This is a genomic window from Psychrobacillus sp. FSL H8-0483 (genome assembly GCF_038637725.1).
Classification (GTDB): domain Bacteria; phylum Bacillota; class Bacilli; order Bacillales_A; family Planococcaceae; genus Psychrobacillus.
This window is the reverse complement of the sequence record NZ_CP152052.1, coordinates 2238229-2254493: the sequence shown is the minus strand read 5'-3', so window position 1 is coordinate 2254493 and position 16265 is coordinate 2238229. Positions and strand designations below refer to the sequence as shown.

General features: G+C 32.7%; 15 protein-coding genes and 1 tRNA gene. 14 read left to right on the top strand and 2 right to left on the bottom strand.

All coding sequences use genetic code 11. The features are described 5' to 3' along the window. The first annotated feature begins 665 nt into the window (after window positions 1-665). From MHB48_RS10805 to MHB48_RS10765, 9 genes are all read left to right on the top strand, one after another. A complete protein-coding gene (locus MHB48_RS10805) occupies window positions 666-863 on the top strand; it encodes a hypothetical protein (protein ID WP_342598099.1) in 198 nt (65 codons plus the stop codon). 122 nt (window positions 864-985) lie between these two features. Then, complete coding sequence (locus MHB48_RS10800; RefSeq protein WP_342601356.1) at window positions 986-1213, top strand: YczI family protein; 228 nt, start codon at window positions 986-988, stop codon at window positions 1211-1213. Window positions 1214-1343: 130 nt separating this feature from the next. Further along, the gene (locus MHB48_RS10795) at window positions 1344-1574 is read left to right on the top strand and encodes a hypothetical protein (protein WP_342598098.1); all 231 of its coding nucleotides are present in this window, start codon (window positions 1344-1346) and stop codon (window positions 1572-1574) included. 231 nt (window positions 1575-1805) lie between these two features. Continuing rightward, window positions 1806-2372 (top strand): hypothetical protein, encoded by a 567-nt coding sequence (locus tag MHB48_RS10790; RefSeq protein WP_342598097.1) that lies wholly within the window; start codon window positions 1806-1808, stop codon window positions 2370-2372. Between the two features lie 859 nt (window positions 2373-3231). Next, window positions 3232-3678 (top strand): site-2 protease family protein, encoded by a 447-nt coding sequence (locus MHB48_RS10785; RefSeq protein WP_342598096.1) that lies wholly within the window; start codon window positions 3232-3234, stop codon window positions 3676-3678. 639 nt (window positions 3679-4317) lie between these two features. Further along, window positions 4318-4641 (top strand): hypothetical protein, encoded by a 324-nt coding sequence (locus tag MHB48_RS10780; RefSeq protein ID WP_342598095.1) that lies wholly within the window; start codon window positions 4318-4320, stop codon window positions 4639-4641. Window positions 4642-4960: 319 nt separating this feature from the next. After that, window positions 4961-6022: an S-layer homology domain-containing protein gene (locus MHB48_RS10775; protein ID WP_342598094.1), complete on the top strand. Its 1062-nt coding sequence runs from the start codon at window positions 4961-4963 to the stop codon at window positions 6020-6022. 33 nt (window positions 6023-6055) lie between these two features. Beyond that, the gene (locus MHB48_RS10770) at window positions 6056-6529 is read left to right on the top strand and encodes a hypothetical protein (RefSeq protein ID WP_342598093.1); all 474 of its coding nucleotides are present in this window, start codon (window positions 6056-6058) and stop codon (window positions 6527-6529) included. 619 nt (window positions 6530-7148) lie between these two features. Next, window positions 7149-7712: a hypothetical protein gene (locus MHB48_RS10765; protein WP_342598092.1), complete on the top strand. Its 564-nt coding sequence runs from the start codon at window positions 7149-7151 to the stop codon at window positions 7710-7712. Between the two features lie 191 nt (window positions 7713-7903). On the opposite strand, the gene MHB48_RS10760 is transcribed toward MHB48_RS10765, so the two are convergent. Beyond that, window positions 7904-8920: a DUF2268 domain-containing putative Zn-dependent protease gene (locus MHB48_RS10760; RefSeq protein WP_342598091.1), complete on the bottom strand. Its 1017-nt coding sequence runs from the start codon at window positions 8918-8920 to the stop codon at window positions 7904-7906. Window positions 8921-9796: 876 nt separating this feature from the next. Between MHB48_RS10760 and MHB48_RS10755 the strand changes: the two genes are divergently transcribed. From MHB48_RS10755 to MHB48_RS10740, 4 genes are all read left to right on the top strand, one after another. Then, complete coding sequence (locus MHB48_RS10755; protein ID WP_342598090.1) at window positions 9797-10420, top strand: tyrosine-type recombinase/integrase; 624 nt, start codon at window positions 9797-9799, stop codon at window positions 10418-10420. Next, entirely contained in the window at window positions 10369-10596 is a 228-nt protein-coding gene (locus MHB48_RS10750) for a hypothetical protein (protein ID WP_342598089.1), read from the top strand. Before MHB48_RS10755 ends, MHB48_RS10750 begins: the two co-directional genes overlap by 52 nt. Before the next feature lie 513 nt (window positions 10597-11109). Further along, window positions 11110-13203, top strand: coding sequence for a UvrD-helicase domain-containing protein (locus MHB48_RS10745; protein WP_342598088.1), 2094 nt, complete (start codon window positions 11110-11112; stop codon window positions 13201-13203). 386 nt (window positions 13204-13589) lie between these two features. After that, the gene (locus MHB48_RS10740; protein ID WP_342598087.1) at window positions 13590-14330 is read left to right on the top strand and encodes a site-specific integrase; all 741 of its coding nucleotides are present in this window, start codon (window positions 13590-13592) and stop codon (window positions 14328-14330) included. Between the two features lie 106 nt (window positions 14331-14436). On the opposite strand, the gene MHB48_RS10735 is transcribed toward MHB48_RS10740, so the two are convergent. Then, window positions 14437-14509 (bottom strand) — tRNA-Val (locus tag MHB48_RS10735). Window positions 14510-14949: 440 nt separating this feature from the next. Here MHB48_RS10735 and MHB48_RS10730 point away from each other — a divergent pair. Then, window positions 14950-15954, top strand: a complete 1005-nt coding sequence (locus MHB48_RS10730) for a tyrosine-type recombinase/integrase (protein WP_342598086.1) — start codon at window positions 14950-14952, stop codon at window positions 15952-15954. Window positions 15955-16265 lie beyond the last annotated feature (311 nt).

The window sequence follows — 16265 nt, the reverse complement described above, 5'->3', positions numbered from 1 at the left end:
GCACCGTGGTCGTTGGAGTCAGACTAACGGATGGGCTCTAAGGCACCATAGTTCATCGACCTTCCTCTCCCAGCCGTAGAATCAGTATGGACGGTTTTTCACCATTTTCATTCTCTGTGGTGAAGCGCTGATTTTGCGCTTCATGGATGGCTAACGGGTGCTTTACTTCAAGAAGGAGTGAAGCCTTTTTTCTTATTGAACTAAAGCAGCAGTTTAGTTGAACAAGAGGTTTCTTTAGTAAGAACGTAGAAGTAGTTATTAAACAGATGATATTAGCATCGTTATAGTTTAGGAGGAGAAAGGAATGAGCCAAAACAAACAAGATAAAATCCAAAAGCAAAAAAAGTTCAAGGTGTATATAGAAAGATAAAACAACAGAGTAGAGGAGATAAAGACGATAAAAATGATAACAAAATAGGTGTTGTCATTGTAAATATTTGTGTTGTTTTAGGGATTTTACTTCTTATACTGAATGCATTTATTGATGATTTTTAGATTTGGTTTACTGGAAATTAGAGCGTACAAAATTGTGAAAAAATGCACTTAAACTAACGTGGTGCTTTACTTCAAGAAGGGAGTAAAGACTTTTTCCTTATTAAGCTAACGGGGCAGGTTAGTTGAAGATGGTTATATAGGAATGAGAAAAGTAAGGGGGGTGTTTTTTATTGAAAAGGCATACCAAGACTGGAAAAATCTTATTTTATTTAGGAGTATGGATAATGGCAGCTGGATTTGCTTTTAATCCATTTGGAATTGCGGATACTCCTGAACCATATGCAACATTTTCTATACCCTTAATTGTTATCGGAATTATATTAGGGGTGGTATCAAACTTTTATAAGAAAAGTAAAGAGAGTAATTAGTGATTTCGAAGGCTTTTCTTATTGTGCTAACGAGTGCTTTAGTTAAATAAGGTGATTTTATAAAATCAATTAACGGGATATGAATCGATTTTTAAATTGGGGAGCGGGATTATTTGTTAAATGTGATGAAGGTTATTTTTGCGGTGATTACATTCAGTTTAGCAGTATACTTATTCATAACTGTTAAAGACCAGGTAATACCTTATATGTTGTTTTCTTTTGGTGCAATGGTATTGGTTACAGGAATTTCTGAACTAAAAGAAAAACGAAAGACAAATGCAATAATATCCTTCCTTGTATCTGCTTTTGTCCTTTTTGTTTTCATCAATACTTTTAATGCTTTTCACTAACGGTGTGCTTTAGTAAAAGATCATAGAGTTGCCATAGGTAACTCTTATTCTTATTAAACTAACGCAGCAGGTTAGTTGAATAAAGAAGATTTGAAAGGAAAGTAATTCATAAAAAAAGGGGGTATAGAAGGTGGACATATTACTCTGGATAACTACTGGTTTCATGCTAATCGGATTTGTTGTTCTCGTTTCTATGAAAAAAAGTATGGAAAGTAAGCTCGCTTTTATAAAAGCAAATAAGGAAGGCGAGGAAAGTTCAACAAAATCTAAATCCATAATTTGGTGGATAGTGAGTGCCACGGCTTGGGGAATAGGGGGTATGTTTCTTGTTGTTTGGTGGTTTCATAATTATTTTGGATAACTGTCGGTTTCTCTTAAACTACCATGGAAGAACGAAATTTTCTTGCATATTCTGTGGTGAAGCAGGGCATCATGGATGGCTAACGGGTGCTTTAGTAAAAAATCATGGGGTTGCCAGAGGTAACTCTTTTTCTTATTGAACTAACGCAGCAGGTTAGTTTAACAAATTACCACAAGATTTATTGAATCAAAAACTACGAAATTCTGTCTAATTATAAAAGGAGTGGTGCTATTGAAAAAACTTAGCTTAATTTTGTCTTTAATGTTTCTTTCGATATGGTTATTAGGCTGTCAACAAAGTGATAAAGAGGAGGAACTGGACAACGAGATTTCTAAAAATGTAACCAACTCAACTGCTCAAAATATGCCAAAAGATATGCCTAGTGATTTTGATTTTTCTATTCAGTTCGGTGTTCAAAAAAAGAATGAAATTAATACTTTCGAAGAAACGGTGACTAAGGATTTAATAGCAGATGGTACTGCAACCACAGAGTTAATCTTAACAGAAGAAGAAATGAAAGATATTTATGAGAAAATGCAAGAAATTAATATAGTCGAAACGAAGGAATTTACACCTGAACCTGTAAAAGGGACGGTTTGTATTCGAAGACCATACGAAATAGATAGGTGGGAAATTATTATCAACGGTGAAACGTTAACACATTTAATTTCAGGGGAATACTGCGAACCAACGAACGATACAAAACAACTAATTGAGTTGAGAAATTATGTCTTTAATATAATTAAAAGCAAGGATGAATATAAATCACTGCCAGAATCCAATGGTGGGTACCGATAGTTCTTCAACTAACGAGTGCTTTACTTCAAGAAGGAGTAAAGCCTTTTTTCTTATTGAACTAACGCATCAGGTTAGTTGAACAGTGATTAGATGATTATTGTTTTCTAATTTGGGACCTATAAATATTTTATGAGTAATATAGTAAAAGCAAATGGTACTTCATCAAGAAATGGGTAGGTGAAAAGGTTGAGAAAGGTTATATATCCATTAATTTATGTAGGTGAATGGGTTCTATTTTTTTGTGTTCTTCTCTTTGTCTTTATATTCAATATGGTCAATCTCTTTAACTTAATCTACATAGATTGCCCTGGGAGGAGCCGATTTCTTTAACCTCATCCTTCGTGAAGTCATTGCTTATAGTATTAGGATTAGGTTTGATCATTTACTTTTATATTAGGTATTTAACTGGTAATAGAATCTATAAAATAATAAAGGAAGTTATTTGGGGAGTTCTATTCGGGTTAAACTCATTTAGTTGTACGCTTTGGTTGGGTGTTAGTAATGGTAATTTGTATAAGGATGATCGTATTTTACTTCTACTAATTACATTATTTAGCATCATTCTTACAATCCAAATCATCTTAAAATTCCGTAATGAAATAAAGTAAAAAACGCTTTCTTCTTAAACTTACATCTTACTTTAGCTGAAAATCGAGGGTTGCTTAGGCAACTTTTTTTCTAATTGAACTAACGGAGCAGTTTAGTTCAATGACTTTGTACATGGAATCTTGAAGAAATTAGTAGGTTTAACGGTATAAAATGGAGTTTTATTGTACTACAAGTCTTTTTCGTTTAATATTCAGAAGTATTTGAAACCTTATTTTTGCTTTTCCGTAGATAGTAGAAAGGGGATGAAAAGATGGATTTTTTAATAAACTTCGTAATTATTACTTTATTTATTTGTCCTATTATTGCACTAATTCACGAATCTGGACATGCATTTTTTTTGAAAATATTTGGTGCAAAAGTAAGTGAGTTTTCTATCGGCAACGGCGATATACTTTGGAGGAAAAACAATTTTTTCATTAAGAAAGCCTATTTCTTTGGTGGGAGAGTTGTCCCTGAAAACCATGAGATATTAAGTAAAAACCAAAGAGTCTTCTTTTACTTAGGTGGAGTTCTCTTTAATTTTCTATCTTCATTAGTACTTCACTTATTAACTGGTTATGAATTCCTAGTTTTCCGAAACTATTTGGATAGTTTTATTTTTGTATCGTATCTATTCGTTGTAATCAATCTAATTCCACTTAATACAATCATAGGTGCTACTGATGGTAAACAATTAGTTGAACTATATAGGAATTAATAAATTATGAATTTCGTTCTTCCACTAACGAGTGCTTTACTTCAAGAAGGGGTAAAGCTTTTTTCTTATTGGACTAACGCGGCAGGATAATAAATCAACGCCTTAGAAAATTCAGAAATTATAATGGAGGTTATTAGCTTTGCAAAAATGCGAGAAATGCAATACATATTTTAGTTGGAGTAAAATCTATGAATCGTTCTGACTAAATTATAAACCTATTAATTGTAACGAATGCGATACAACACATAAGATAACAACACCAAGCAGGTTAATTTTTGTTTCATTAACTATTCTTCCAATGCTCACCTTCGGTTATTTTCTTTCTCCTTTTAGCAATGGTCTTGTGACACTTGGCACAGCTATTTTTATTTTTATAATTGGTTCTTTGTTGGCACCTTTTCTTGTTACTTATAAAGAGACTTTGTGAACTAATGTACTTAAGCTAACGGGTGCTTTAGTTAAACAAGACCATCATTTTCGATGGTCTATTTTTTTATCCAAAACATCAAGTAGATCTCAGAAATCCATTGTGAAATGTTACACTTAAACTAACGGTGCAGGTTAGTTGAAGAAGGCAAGTTATTAATAAGCACTGATTTGAACATTTTATTGCGTTTATCAATTTAAGGGGGCGATTTATTGAATAAAGTAGCTTTAATATTTCTATCATTGGTTTTCTTGCTGACTGTTTGCCAAGCAACAGATTCCAATGCAATTTCATTGGAAGAAGTACTATCTTCATTTGAGGAACAGGGATTGTCACTTAAAGAAAGTAAAGTTAGAGATAAAAACATTTTTGGAATGAAACTTAATGGAGTCAGACCTTCTGATTATGAACTGGATGGGAAGATGCTAGCGGTTTATATCTTTGATTCAACTAAAGAACGAGAAAAGGGTTTAGAATATTTTCAGATAAAACAGCATCTGCAAATGTTGAATCTTATAACCCATTTAATAAGTTAGAAGAAGAATTCTTGAATCGCTATATTGCCTTTGAATGCGAACCTGTTCATAAATAAGAATTTGTGAGACTATCTATTGGAAATAAAAATAGAAGTACAAGAATAATAAGATATAAAGAGAAGATATCGTTAACCATGTATATTATACGGTACGATCCTGCAATAATATCTTTTGATAAATTGTTTAATAATAAGGATAAGATAGAAATATTATCTAAAAATGATTGTGTGAATATCATATATTATGAAGGAAGTACCAATATAATACAATCGCTACAATAAACATAGCAAAATAAAACATAAAAAAGGGGTTTTTAGACATGAAATTTAAAAAAATATTATTATCTGCAGCAGCATTTGCTTTTGTATCTACATCTGTTTTAGGAGGCACAATGGAAGCTGAAGCTGCAACTTACAACAAAACATTTAAAGATGTTTCTAAAAGTAATGCGAACTATGATGTAATTCACACAATGGCTCAAGAAGGAGTTATTAGTGGGTACGAAGACGGCACATTTAAACCAAATCAAACAGTTAACAGAAAACAAGCTGCTGCATTAATCAATCGTTCTGTTAAAGATTTACCTAAAACAACTTCATTTAACAAACCAAAAGACTTATCAACATCAAATCTTTATTATACTGATATCAAAAAGTTAATGGAAGCTGGATTACTTGAAGCTGACAATAAAGGAAATATTAATCCTAATAAATCATTAACACGTGGAGAGATGGCAAAAATTCTTACAGTTGCTTACAATCTAGATACTAGAGGCTCTCATGAAATGAAAGATGTATCTAGCAAATATGATAAATATGTAACAGCTTTGTCTGTAACTTATATAACATCAGGGTTTGAAGATCGCACATTCAGAGAAAATCAATCATTAACTCGTGCTCATTATGCTGCTTTTATGTACAGAGCTCAATATTTCAAAACAACAGAAGTGACATTAGATGATTTGAAAACTATGACAGATGCTGAAATTTTAGCTCTTGGCAATAACCAATTAGGTCGGTTAATTTTACCATACAGAAAAGCATTCTATGGAAAAGTAACATTACCAGAAGGACAAAATGATGCATCAGTATTGACTGAGCAGCTGAAGAAGCAATACAATGCTAAATTAGTTGAAATGAATACAAATTACAATATATCATACCCTATGAATTTAAGTGACACAGCAAATTTAAATCATAAATTTAATGGTCTATCAGGCAATGTACTTCAATTATCTCCATTAGATACTATTAATCTTATAAATGAAGCTTATACAACAGGAAAAGTAATGACTTTCGATAAAACAAGCAATTCAAGAAAATTCGTAATGTACTTTAATTATTTTGAAAGCCGTCTTTATATAGCTGTTAATTCAAATTAATGAATTTAATTTTAATGTAAAGGAGGTGAAATATTGAAAAAAATCTTTTTTGTATTATTTCTGACATATTTATGGTTTAGCACTTCTATCTTTGTCTATTTTCCAATAACAGCAAGTGCTGCATTGCCAGCAGGTCCTTACACAATAAAAGATATCGTAGCTCATGATAGTAATCAACATCCTTCTACATTAGCAGAACTAAAAACATATCTATATTCAGGAGGAAAAATACCAGGCCGTACTGGATGGAGTGCATATGAATTAACATGCAAACCAAAAAGTGATGGTACAGGCAATTACTGGGAAAAAGGTATAGAAGTAAATACTTCAGATAGTGGAATGGATAAACACTACTCTGTTTCTGAATATCGTTATGAAATTGTTGCGGCTTATGGTCAAGACATGTATGACGCGGCACTTGCAAGCGGTTTGACTTTACAATATCAAATAGGATCTAAAACAGAAGACCCAATGTTTTACTCTACTATGTGCATGGACTTGACCTAAGTTTAGTAGTTGAAGTTCATGAAGACATTCAAAAAGTAGTAGATGAATTAGATGAAAATTAGCTTTCATGCAATCGTTTCTTATTCCACTAACGAGTGCTTTAGTTGAAGATCCTCGGGCTGCTTAGGTGGCTCTTTTTTCTTGTTCAACTAAAGAAGCAGTTTAGTTCAATAAGAATTGTGTTAAAATTTGGAGAGAAAAAAGGGGAGAGAGATGATAGAACATTTTATCCTCAACAAGGAGTGTGTTTTTTAGTGAGAGAGAAGATCTTACTTTCAATAGCAATGATAGTTATGGCAATTATTTTATCTTTTTTTGTTAAAAACATTATAATTTTAATAACGATTTGGGCTATCTTCGGCATATCTATATTCTTTCTATTCTCGAATAAAGATAAAGAGAATACTGGAGGGGATTAGTCCTTTTTTGTGCGTTTTATCGTATCTTCTCCGTTGTTGTTATGTGCACAGAATCTGTATCAACACTATAATAAGTTTTCTTCAACTAACGAGTGCTTTACTTCAAGAAGGAGTAAAGCCTTTTATTGAACTAAAGAAGCAGAATAGTTGGATAAGATGATAAAATATTGTTAGTACAAAAATAACTAAGGGGTAAAAATATGAAGCTAACTTTGGCAACAGACGAAGAGATAAATAAACTGCTTTCAAAGTTTAAAAAATTTAATACAAATCTTATTGATGAACCTAGTAAGTTATACAATCATATTGGTAATATGGATGTATTTAATCGAGTTTTAACAGAAGAAGAGGCAAGCGAATTATTGGGCAGAAACCATAATCTAAAATACGGCGCAAAATTTGTTAGTACATTTAATAGCCTTTTTCATTTGGCAGAGAATGAAGTTTATGTACACATTAATAAAAGCTTGAGTAAACCAAGTCTTAAATATGTTTTAAGTTGCCTAAATCGAGGAGAGGCTAACCTCTTTCGTAAATTATTTTCCAATAAAAAGGGGATTTATAAAATAGGGGATGAGGAAGCCCTTACTTTTTTAGCAAATCTTTCAGTAAATGAACTTTATTTTGTTGATATTTTCTTTCCATCATTTGATACAGTAATAATGGGGAATTGGGATTTATCTTTTCCTATTTATTCTAAGACGTCAATAGGTTTTATGAAGTGCAAGAAAATTATTGAAGAAAATGGATTATTTATTCGTTAGTAACCAATAAGTGAACGAGTGAAGAAGCCGTTCCTTGTTCAAATAACGAGTGCTTTACTTCAATAAGGGTAGAGCGTCTCTTGTTCAACTAACGCAGCAGGTTAGTGAAAGAAGAGTATCGGCAATATAAAAAAAATCCTTTTCTAACATGTAGAAAAGGACACATTAAGTTTTGTAGACCATAAAGAAAACTACTCGTAATTAGACATGTAATTCCCTTCTTCAAAAATTTCTCTCGGACTTTTGGAAGTCCATTCTTCTACTGTCGCATCGGGATGCAAGTTTAAGTAAGATCTAATCATTTTATAGCCTTCACTATAGCCATAATAGTCGGGTAAACCTCTAGAGCCACCTAATATAAACTCATTGGTACCACTACTCTCAAGAAATGTTTCAATCTTACTCCAGTATTCTTTGTTAAAGCTTTCGTCAAGCACCAAATCTTTACTATTTGTATCGGGGTATACTAAGGTTTCAAACATTATGGCAGACCCCTCCATAATTATATTATCTAAAACAGTCATAAAATAATCTTCCGTATCATGTTTTTCGGTCCAAACACTATGATGATATTCATGAGAAATACCTGATTTATTATAATTATCAAGCTCACTCAATATAAAATAATTGTTAAGCTCACTGAGAAAGACTGTAATTTTCCCCGTTCCTAATGTATACATGTCTGAAGGAAATTTTTCATTTTCAGGAAACACACATACTGTTGTTATATTATCTGATGAAAGTATGTCTGAGGATTTATCAAGGGAATCCTCAATTAACATGTTCATATGTTCTTGATCCATCGATTCAAATTGATTCTTGATACTATTAAAATCACTTTCTTCCGGTATCCAATCAAATACACTAAATTTATAATTCGCACCTTTAAAACATGCATCATATACAGGTTCGATAATTATCTTTTGATATAATTCGTTAGGTGATTCATCAGGATTGTCCTTAACAGTTTCAAAATAGTTTTTATATAGCATATAAGCATGAATTATTTCAAATTCCTGTCCAGTATTGGGATTTTTAAAAGAATAAGATATATCTTGTTGTTCACTCTCCATAATTATATCCTCATGGGACTGTTCATTTTCCATAATGATATTCACTTGAGATTCTTCAGATTGCTTACAGGCTGATAAAATAATAATTAGTAGAAGAATACAAAGTGAAATTATAACTTTATTAGCAATATTCATTAACTTCATCTTCCTTTACTACATCGATTTACTTCCTTTACGTTCCATTTTTTCTAAAGGTTTCATTAATTTAATTGATAAATATTCATATTGAACTAAAGATAATTTGGTTGGCTCGGAATAGTTGGAAGAGAGATTCTTGAAGAGGAAGACTACTTTTCAATTACAAATAAAATCTTTGTGAAATAATGCACTTAAACTAACGGAGTGCTTTAGTTGAACAAGGAAAGAAAAAAACGCTTGGAGAAATATTCTCCAAGCGTTTTTTTATGTTATTACAATTAAAATGTTAATTCGTTATATTCAAGCCATTTTTCTTTTTCTCGCTCAACTGCTCGATTTTGCCATTCAAACCAAACGGATGAACATTCACTACAATGACTCTCTACACCACTATTATTATGCAAATCTCTACGTATAAATAAAGTCCTTTTGCGACAACAGTAGCAATAAATTATCTTATCATCATGGTTTTTTATTAACATAATAAACTTTCCCTCCAATATACATTATTTATTGTCTACTACTTGGATATTTATTCTTTAACCAATTAAATTTGCTAAATAAATTATACATTTAATAAATCTTAGAGGTATTTGTTATTGTTATTTCTTATATTGCTTTGATTTTTTAAATGATTAATGAGTGAAAGATAGATTAAGCCATAAATAGAAAAACGCTGTTGAGTAATACTCTCAACAGCGTTTTTTTATTTATAGGCTAAATGATGAAAAAAAAAGAAATATTTGTTAACAATGTTTAATGTTAATTCTTATTAATCTCAAAAATAAAAAGAAAGGATGATATAAAAATGTCGCCTCCCCAAAAATACTGGATAAGGAACAAGAAGAAATTTCAAAAGACGTAAAGAAAGTTTTGAACGAGTACCTACTCAGTCTGAAGCTTGAAAATAAAGCAGAGGGAACCATTACAAAATATCGTGTTCAAATAGAAAAATTTCTGAGGGAATGCAATGTACCGCTAGAAGATTTAACTTCAGATATAGTTTGGAAATGGTTAAACAATTATTCTACCAATAAAAAACCAAGAACTATTGACTTTGTGCTATCCTCTCTTTCTTCCTTTTTTAGATTTTGTCTCGAGGAGGAGTATATGGAAACACAAGTTATAAAGAACCGTTGGAGACCTAAGATACCCCATTCCTTGCCTCAGTATCTTACTGAACAGGAATATGCCCGTGTAAAGTTGGCAGCGGAAGGTCTCTCTATTCGCGACCGAGCACTTATTCTCTTCCTATTTTCATCGGGTTGCAGAAAATCTGAGGTCTCCAATTTAACATTACAAGATGTAGATATTGCAAAACGAACAGCTAAAGTAATTGGCAAAGGGAACAAGATTCGGTATATTCATTTTTCGGAAGAGTGCGCCTTCTTATTACTGTTTATTAGAGTCGATTACAGCATACTTAAAAATAGGGGGATATACAAATGGGGAAAACAGTCAATTTTTCTTTTAGTAGTACAAATTATGAAGGAATAGAGGCAAAAGAAACATTCACTCTTGAAAAATTAGGTATTGACGAGGATATGGATGATAAAGCATTAATAATAGAAATAGAAAGGATTTTTCATGCTTGGGTTTGGAATAAACTTAATATTTCATATAGTATAGTCATAGATGAGGAGAACGCACTTGGTTCAGATGATATTCAGTAAAAAAAGAGAAGTTGTTTATTTGACTAACGGGTGCTTTAAAAATTTATTTAAACAATAATATTGCAGCAAAAATCAAACATTAGGCAATACAATGGGAGATAATAAAGTTAAATTAAATTGTTTCCCAAAATGGAAACTAATAAAAAAGGAGACGAAACTTTAGCCTCCTTAATATTTTTATATTTAATTAGAGTGAACTCAAAGTAAACTTGGTTATACTATATTACTCGTAGTCAAAGATTTTTAATATCAAGTAGAAAAACTTAATAGACTGCTTGTGCAACACTTTTATGAGATGGTAGTTCCACTCCCGCCATCTCCATAGATAAAGAAAATCGCTCAACCTTTAATATTGGAGGTTGGCGTTTTTTTTAGATATTAGAATAGTAGATTAGGTTAACCAATCCATCTTGCCCTTTAAATAATTGGAAAAATTTATTGACTTTGTATATACAGATTTTATACAATTGTAACTCGACTGAAATTTTAGAAAGGTTAGGGGGTAGTAACATAATGAGCACTATATTTAAAGTGGAATTAAAGAGATTGCAAGAGGTTTTATCTACACTGGATGAGCAAATACACAAGTTAGAAAGTATTTCAGTTTATCATGGAGATAACTATACCGAGCAAGTTCTTGAAAGTATGAGGGAGTTAAATCGGCAAAACATGCGAATTGGTGTACAAGAGCCATACTTTGGACGTTTAGATTTTAAGGAGGATGGACATTTAGAGCCTAGTCAGTTATATATTGGGAAAGTCGGAGTTTCTGATGAGGAAGCGAAGAAACCAATAGTTATTGATTGGCGTGCACCAGTTGCAAGTATGTTTTATTCCTTCAATGGTGGAGAAGAGCTGGCTTTTTATCAATCGCCTGATGGATTGGTAGAGGGAGAAGTCCATTTAAAGAGAAACATTGTCATTCGTAAAAGAGAGCTAGAGCGTGTTGTAGATACGTATGTAAAAGGAAGTGAAGATGTATCCCTGACAGACGAATTTCTCTTGTACCGATTAGGTGAAAATAAAGATAATAAATTAAAAGATATCGTTTCAACGATACAATCTGAGCAAAATGAAATTATTCGAGCTGAGAAAAATAGTCCATTATTGATCCAAGGGGTTGCAGGGAGTGGGAAAACAACTGTCGCTTTACATCGCCTTGCTTTTTTAATTTATGAATATCGTGAACAGCTACAAGCAGATAGAATGATTATTTTTGCTCCAAACAGTTTGTTTTTAGACTATATTTCTGGTGTACTTCCTGAACTGGGAGTAGGTAATATTAAACAAACTACTTTTCCAGAGTGGGCGTTGCGTCTCTTAGATAATGTGGTTAAATTAAAACATCCAGAAGAAAAGTTGAAAGAAGCTTTTTCCATTAATCGTGACAATAATAAGGTTATGCTCGATAAATTAAAGGGCTCGATCAAGTTTAAGTCTTTTATTGAAAGAAGTCTCATTCAATTTGAAGAAAATCTAGTACCAACAACTAATTTAGAACTATGGGATCAAGCTGTGATAACAGTAAATGAAATTAAGAAGTGGTTGATTGAATATAAGCATTATCCATTAACAAAGCGCAGGGAACGATTAGTTGCACGAATCAAGCGTTGGATAGAGGTAGAACTTAAGAAGTTCGAAGGAACCAATGAGAAAAAGTTATTGAAAAAAGAAGCTAACAATAGATTAAATGCATATATGAATTTTTGGCCAAAAATGAGCGCTTTATCATTTTATACATCCTTGATGACTCGAAAAGAAATAATAGAACTATTACCTGAAGCGCTTGTTCGAGAAACAGAGAGGAATTGCCGAAAAAAAGAAGTAAATGTAGAAGATTTAGCACCACTTCTATATATTTATCATCAGTTAACGGGAATAGAAGGCAAACAGAAATTTCATCATGTTGTGATCGATGAAGCACAAGATTTTTCGCCGTTTCAAATTTATATATTAAAAGAGATTACAATAGGTAATTCTTTTACTATTTTAGGTGATTTATCTCAGGCAATCTATAATTATCAAGGCATAGAGGACTGGAATGACTTTAAAGAAGTATTTCAAGAAACAGGTTATTATGAACTGACGAGAAGCTATCGTTCTACAAAGGAAATTATCGAATTTGCAAATGAGGTCATTAAGCATGCTGAAGTTCCAGTAGGTCTTGCAACACCAGTTTTTCGTAGTGGTGAAAAAGTGAAAGTGATTGCTACGGATGATCAAATTACCGAAATCGTTAAGGTATTACAAGATTTACGAAAAGGAAATCTCAAGACGATTGCGATTATAGGTAGAACAGATGCTGAATGCCGTTCGATACATGAAAAGTTACTAACTGCGGGGATTAATGCGAACGTCATTGAAGCAAATCAAAGTAAATACGCAGGTGGTATTTCTGTCGTACCGGTGTATTTAGCTAAAGGGTTGGAATTTGATGCAGTGCTACTTATCGATGTGGACGCAAGTCACTATAAAGATTCAAAGTATGATGCCAAATTATTATATGTAGGCTGCACGAGGTCACTCCACGATTTACGTATTTTCTATTCTGGTGAAGCATCACCATTAATTCAAGGAATTCCAGAAGAATTTTATGAAAGTAAATAATAGATGTTTGAAGACGATTACTCAGTGATATGTTAGAGGGCCCTCTTTTTTGCGTTAATTTAGCGAGAGTAGTTGGTCTTCTTGGAGTAACTGTAACTTTTTAAAACCATGTCCTTGTGTCAGAAACATTCATGTTGATTCAAACAAGTGAGAATGTTGTGATTTTTATGTTTGTTTCAATCACAGGGACCAAACACAATTTTGAATGCGATTTATGAAGATTTAAAAGCTACGATTACCGAAGATGATTCGGTAATCGTGGCTTTTTGGTTGAGTAAAATTTTTTGACACGGAAGTGGAGTCTGGTTTTACTTCGCTGCAGAAGATATTGATGCTTTTTAAAACCTTAAAATTGATGAAGAGTATAGTTCTAGTTATATTCGGAAATGCATCAAATACTAAATCAAGCATTCAATCAAGCATTCAATCAAGCAGTTAAATGGAAAAGAATCAAATACAATCCAGTTATTGATGCTGATCCACCTGTTGTGACAAAAGAAGAGATGAAAATTTGGTCTTATGATGAAATCAATACGTTTCTTGAACACTGTAAAAGGGAAAGACATCATTTAACTTTCTTACTTGCAATTTATACAGGATTGAGACGAGGCGAGATTTTAGGGTTAAAATGGAGCGATATTAATTTGGTGAATAAAACGATTCGTGTTAAACGTTCGTTAGCATATATTCCGAAAAAAGGTTATATTTTAACGTCAACTAAGACTTGGAAATCCAATCGAATCGTTCCAATTTCGGATATGGTTGTGAACGAGTTAGTTAAATACCGTAAACAACAAGAAATTTGGAAAGAGCAACTGGGTGAACAATATCCGGAGGAAGACCTTGTGATATGTACGGAAACAGGGTCAAAACAAGATCCTCGAAATGTGTTACGAGCGTTGAAAAGACTGATTACCACTTCAAACGTAACTCATATTCGATTCCACGATTTCCGCCATACACACGCATCCATTTTAATTTCTAAGGGTGTTGATGTCGTGAAGGTGTCAAAACGTTTGGGACACGTTAATGCTAAAATTACCTTAGAAACATATGCTCACCTCGTTCCAGATGAAGATAACGATTTAGCAGATGTTTTTGAAAAAGCACTGGAAAAAATCTCGTGAGCAATCGGTGAGCATTTCGTAAAATTCGAGGTTTAGTACAGGAGGTGTTCCGAAAGGAAAAACCCGTAAACGTTGTTATATCAACGTTTACGGGCTAAAAAAATAATGGTCCCGACTGGTCTCGAACCAGCGACCCCCACCTTGTCGAGGTGGTGCTCTCCCAACTGAGCTACAAGACCGTTATGAAATGTTGTTATATCAACACTCCTGTTACTTCTGTGTTGTTAACTGGTGACATTCCGTCGCCAATATGTCGCCAATAATTTCCCCTCTAAAGCCTAGTTTTTTGTATGTAGCCCTATAAATAATCAATTATTTTTTGTCTGTATGAATAGCGAAATGTAGCTGTTATGGGCATAATGAAAATATTCTTAAGATGTTGAAGTGTTGATTTAACGATGTTTTAAATGTTGGATTCTTAATTAAGGTAATTCCAACGAACGAAGAAATAATGATTGCGAGAGATACGATGAGAATTGCAGGAGTATAAAGGGTTTGAGCGATTCCGCTATGTGAGAAATTCATTTCAGTTATGATTATTCTCCCTCGTGCAATCATTACCGAAATTTGATATGTACAGCTTTCTGAGGGTTCTGATTTCACTCTAGGAGGTTGTCTTATGAAGAAAAGAAGAACATCATCAACAGGTAAAGGTTTGACATGGTCAGAGGGTAGAGAACTAGTCGTTCGCATCAAAACTTTAGATGGTCGTGCATCTCTTACTATTGAAAGTTATAACAAATTGTTTAATGATTTTGAACGTTGTTTTGGGGTTCGAAAGTATATGACTAATGTTACTCAAGATGATGCAAGAAGATTTATCGAATGGCAGTTGAATGAGAAAACACAATTTTTAAAAGCAAGGTTTAGAAAGGATAAGAAAATTGGAGTATCGGTTGTATCTGCAAATTCCTATTTACGTAATGCAAAGTCTGCTTATGAAGTTTTGATTAAAGAAGGAATAATGGAAGAAAACCCTTTCCGTAACGTCAACAAAATTAAAGATAAGAAGAAGATTATCGAAACATTGTCACTCACAGAATTAAAGGAGTTACTCAACACGTATGATAAAACGTGGTATGTAGGATTTAGGGATTATGTCATCGTAAACGTTATGCTAGATACGTTTGGACGTATTAATGAAATCTGTCATTTGAAGAAATCGGATATTGATTATGAAAAAGGTCTGGTTACATTTACAGTAACAAAAAATGGCTCTTACCGAATTGTGCCAGTCACTAAGAAGGTATTAAGATTAATTAAAGAGTTAAACAAAGAAACTGAGGAATTTAACAGTCCATATATCTTTATTTCAAGTCATGGTACGAAACTAATTCCAGATGCATTTAGAAAAACATTACGTGATACAGTTGCTAAAACAAGTATTACTAAACGTGTGCATCCACATATCTTTCGTCATACAAGTGCTTCGTTGTTCTTAGCAAATGGAGGGTCTATTAGAGCGTTGCAGAAGATACTAGGACATGCAGATTTATCAACCACCATGATTTACTCTCACATGAACAACGATGTGCTTAAAGACCAGCATGAGCAGTTTAGTCCATTACAACAAATAGAGGAACATCGAAAAATTAAAACTCGTACCGCAAAAGAAACCCTATGATGAAAAAAATTGAAATATCAATTCAAGATTATGTTGGTTTAATAGAAGCATTATCATAAAGTATTGTAGTCGCTAATTCGGAACAGGATACCAAACGAGTGGAAGAATTTCGAGAATTGCTTTATTAAATACAAGTTAAATAATATTCGGGTATTTTAAGAATCCAGTCTTTTATTAGATTGGATTTTTTTAATCTTCGTTTGTTCATAATGTTTTCTATGAGCAGTAAACAGTAAGTTGCTCATCTTAGATAAATCAATTATTAGAGAAAGGGGGGAGCGTATACAGGAATAGCACTTACCCACATCTGT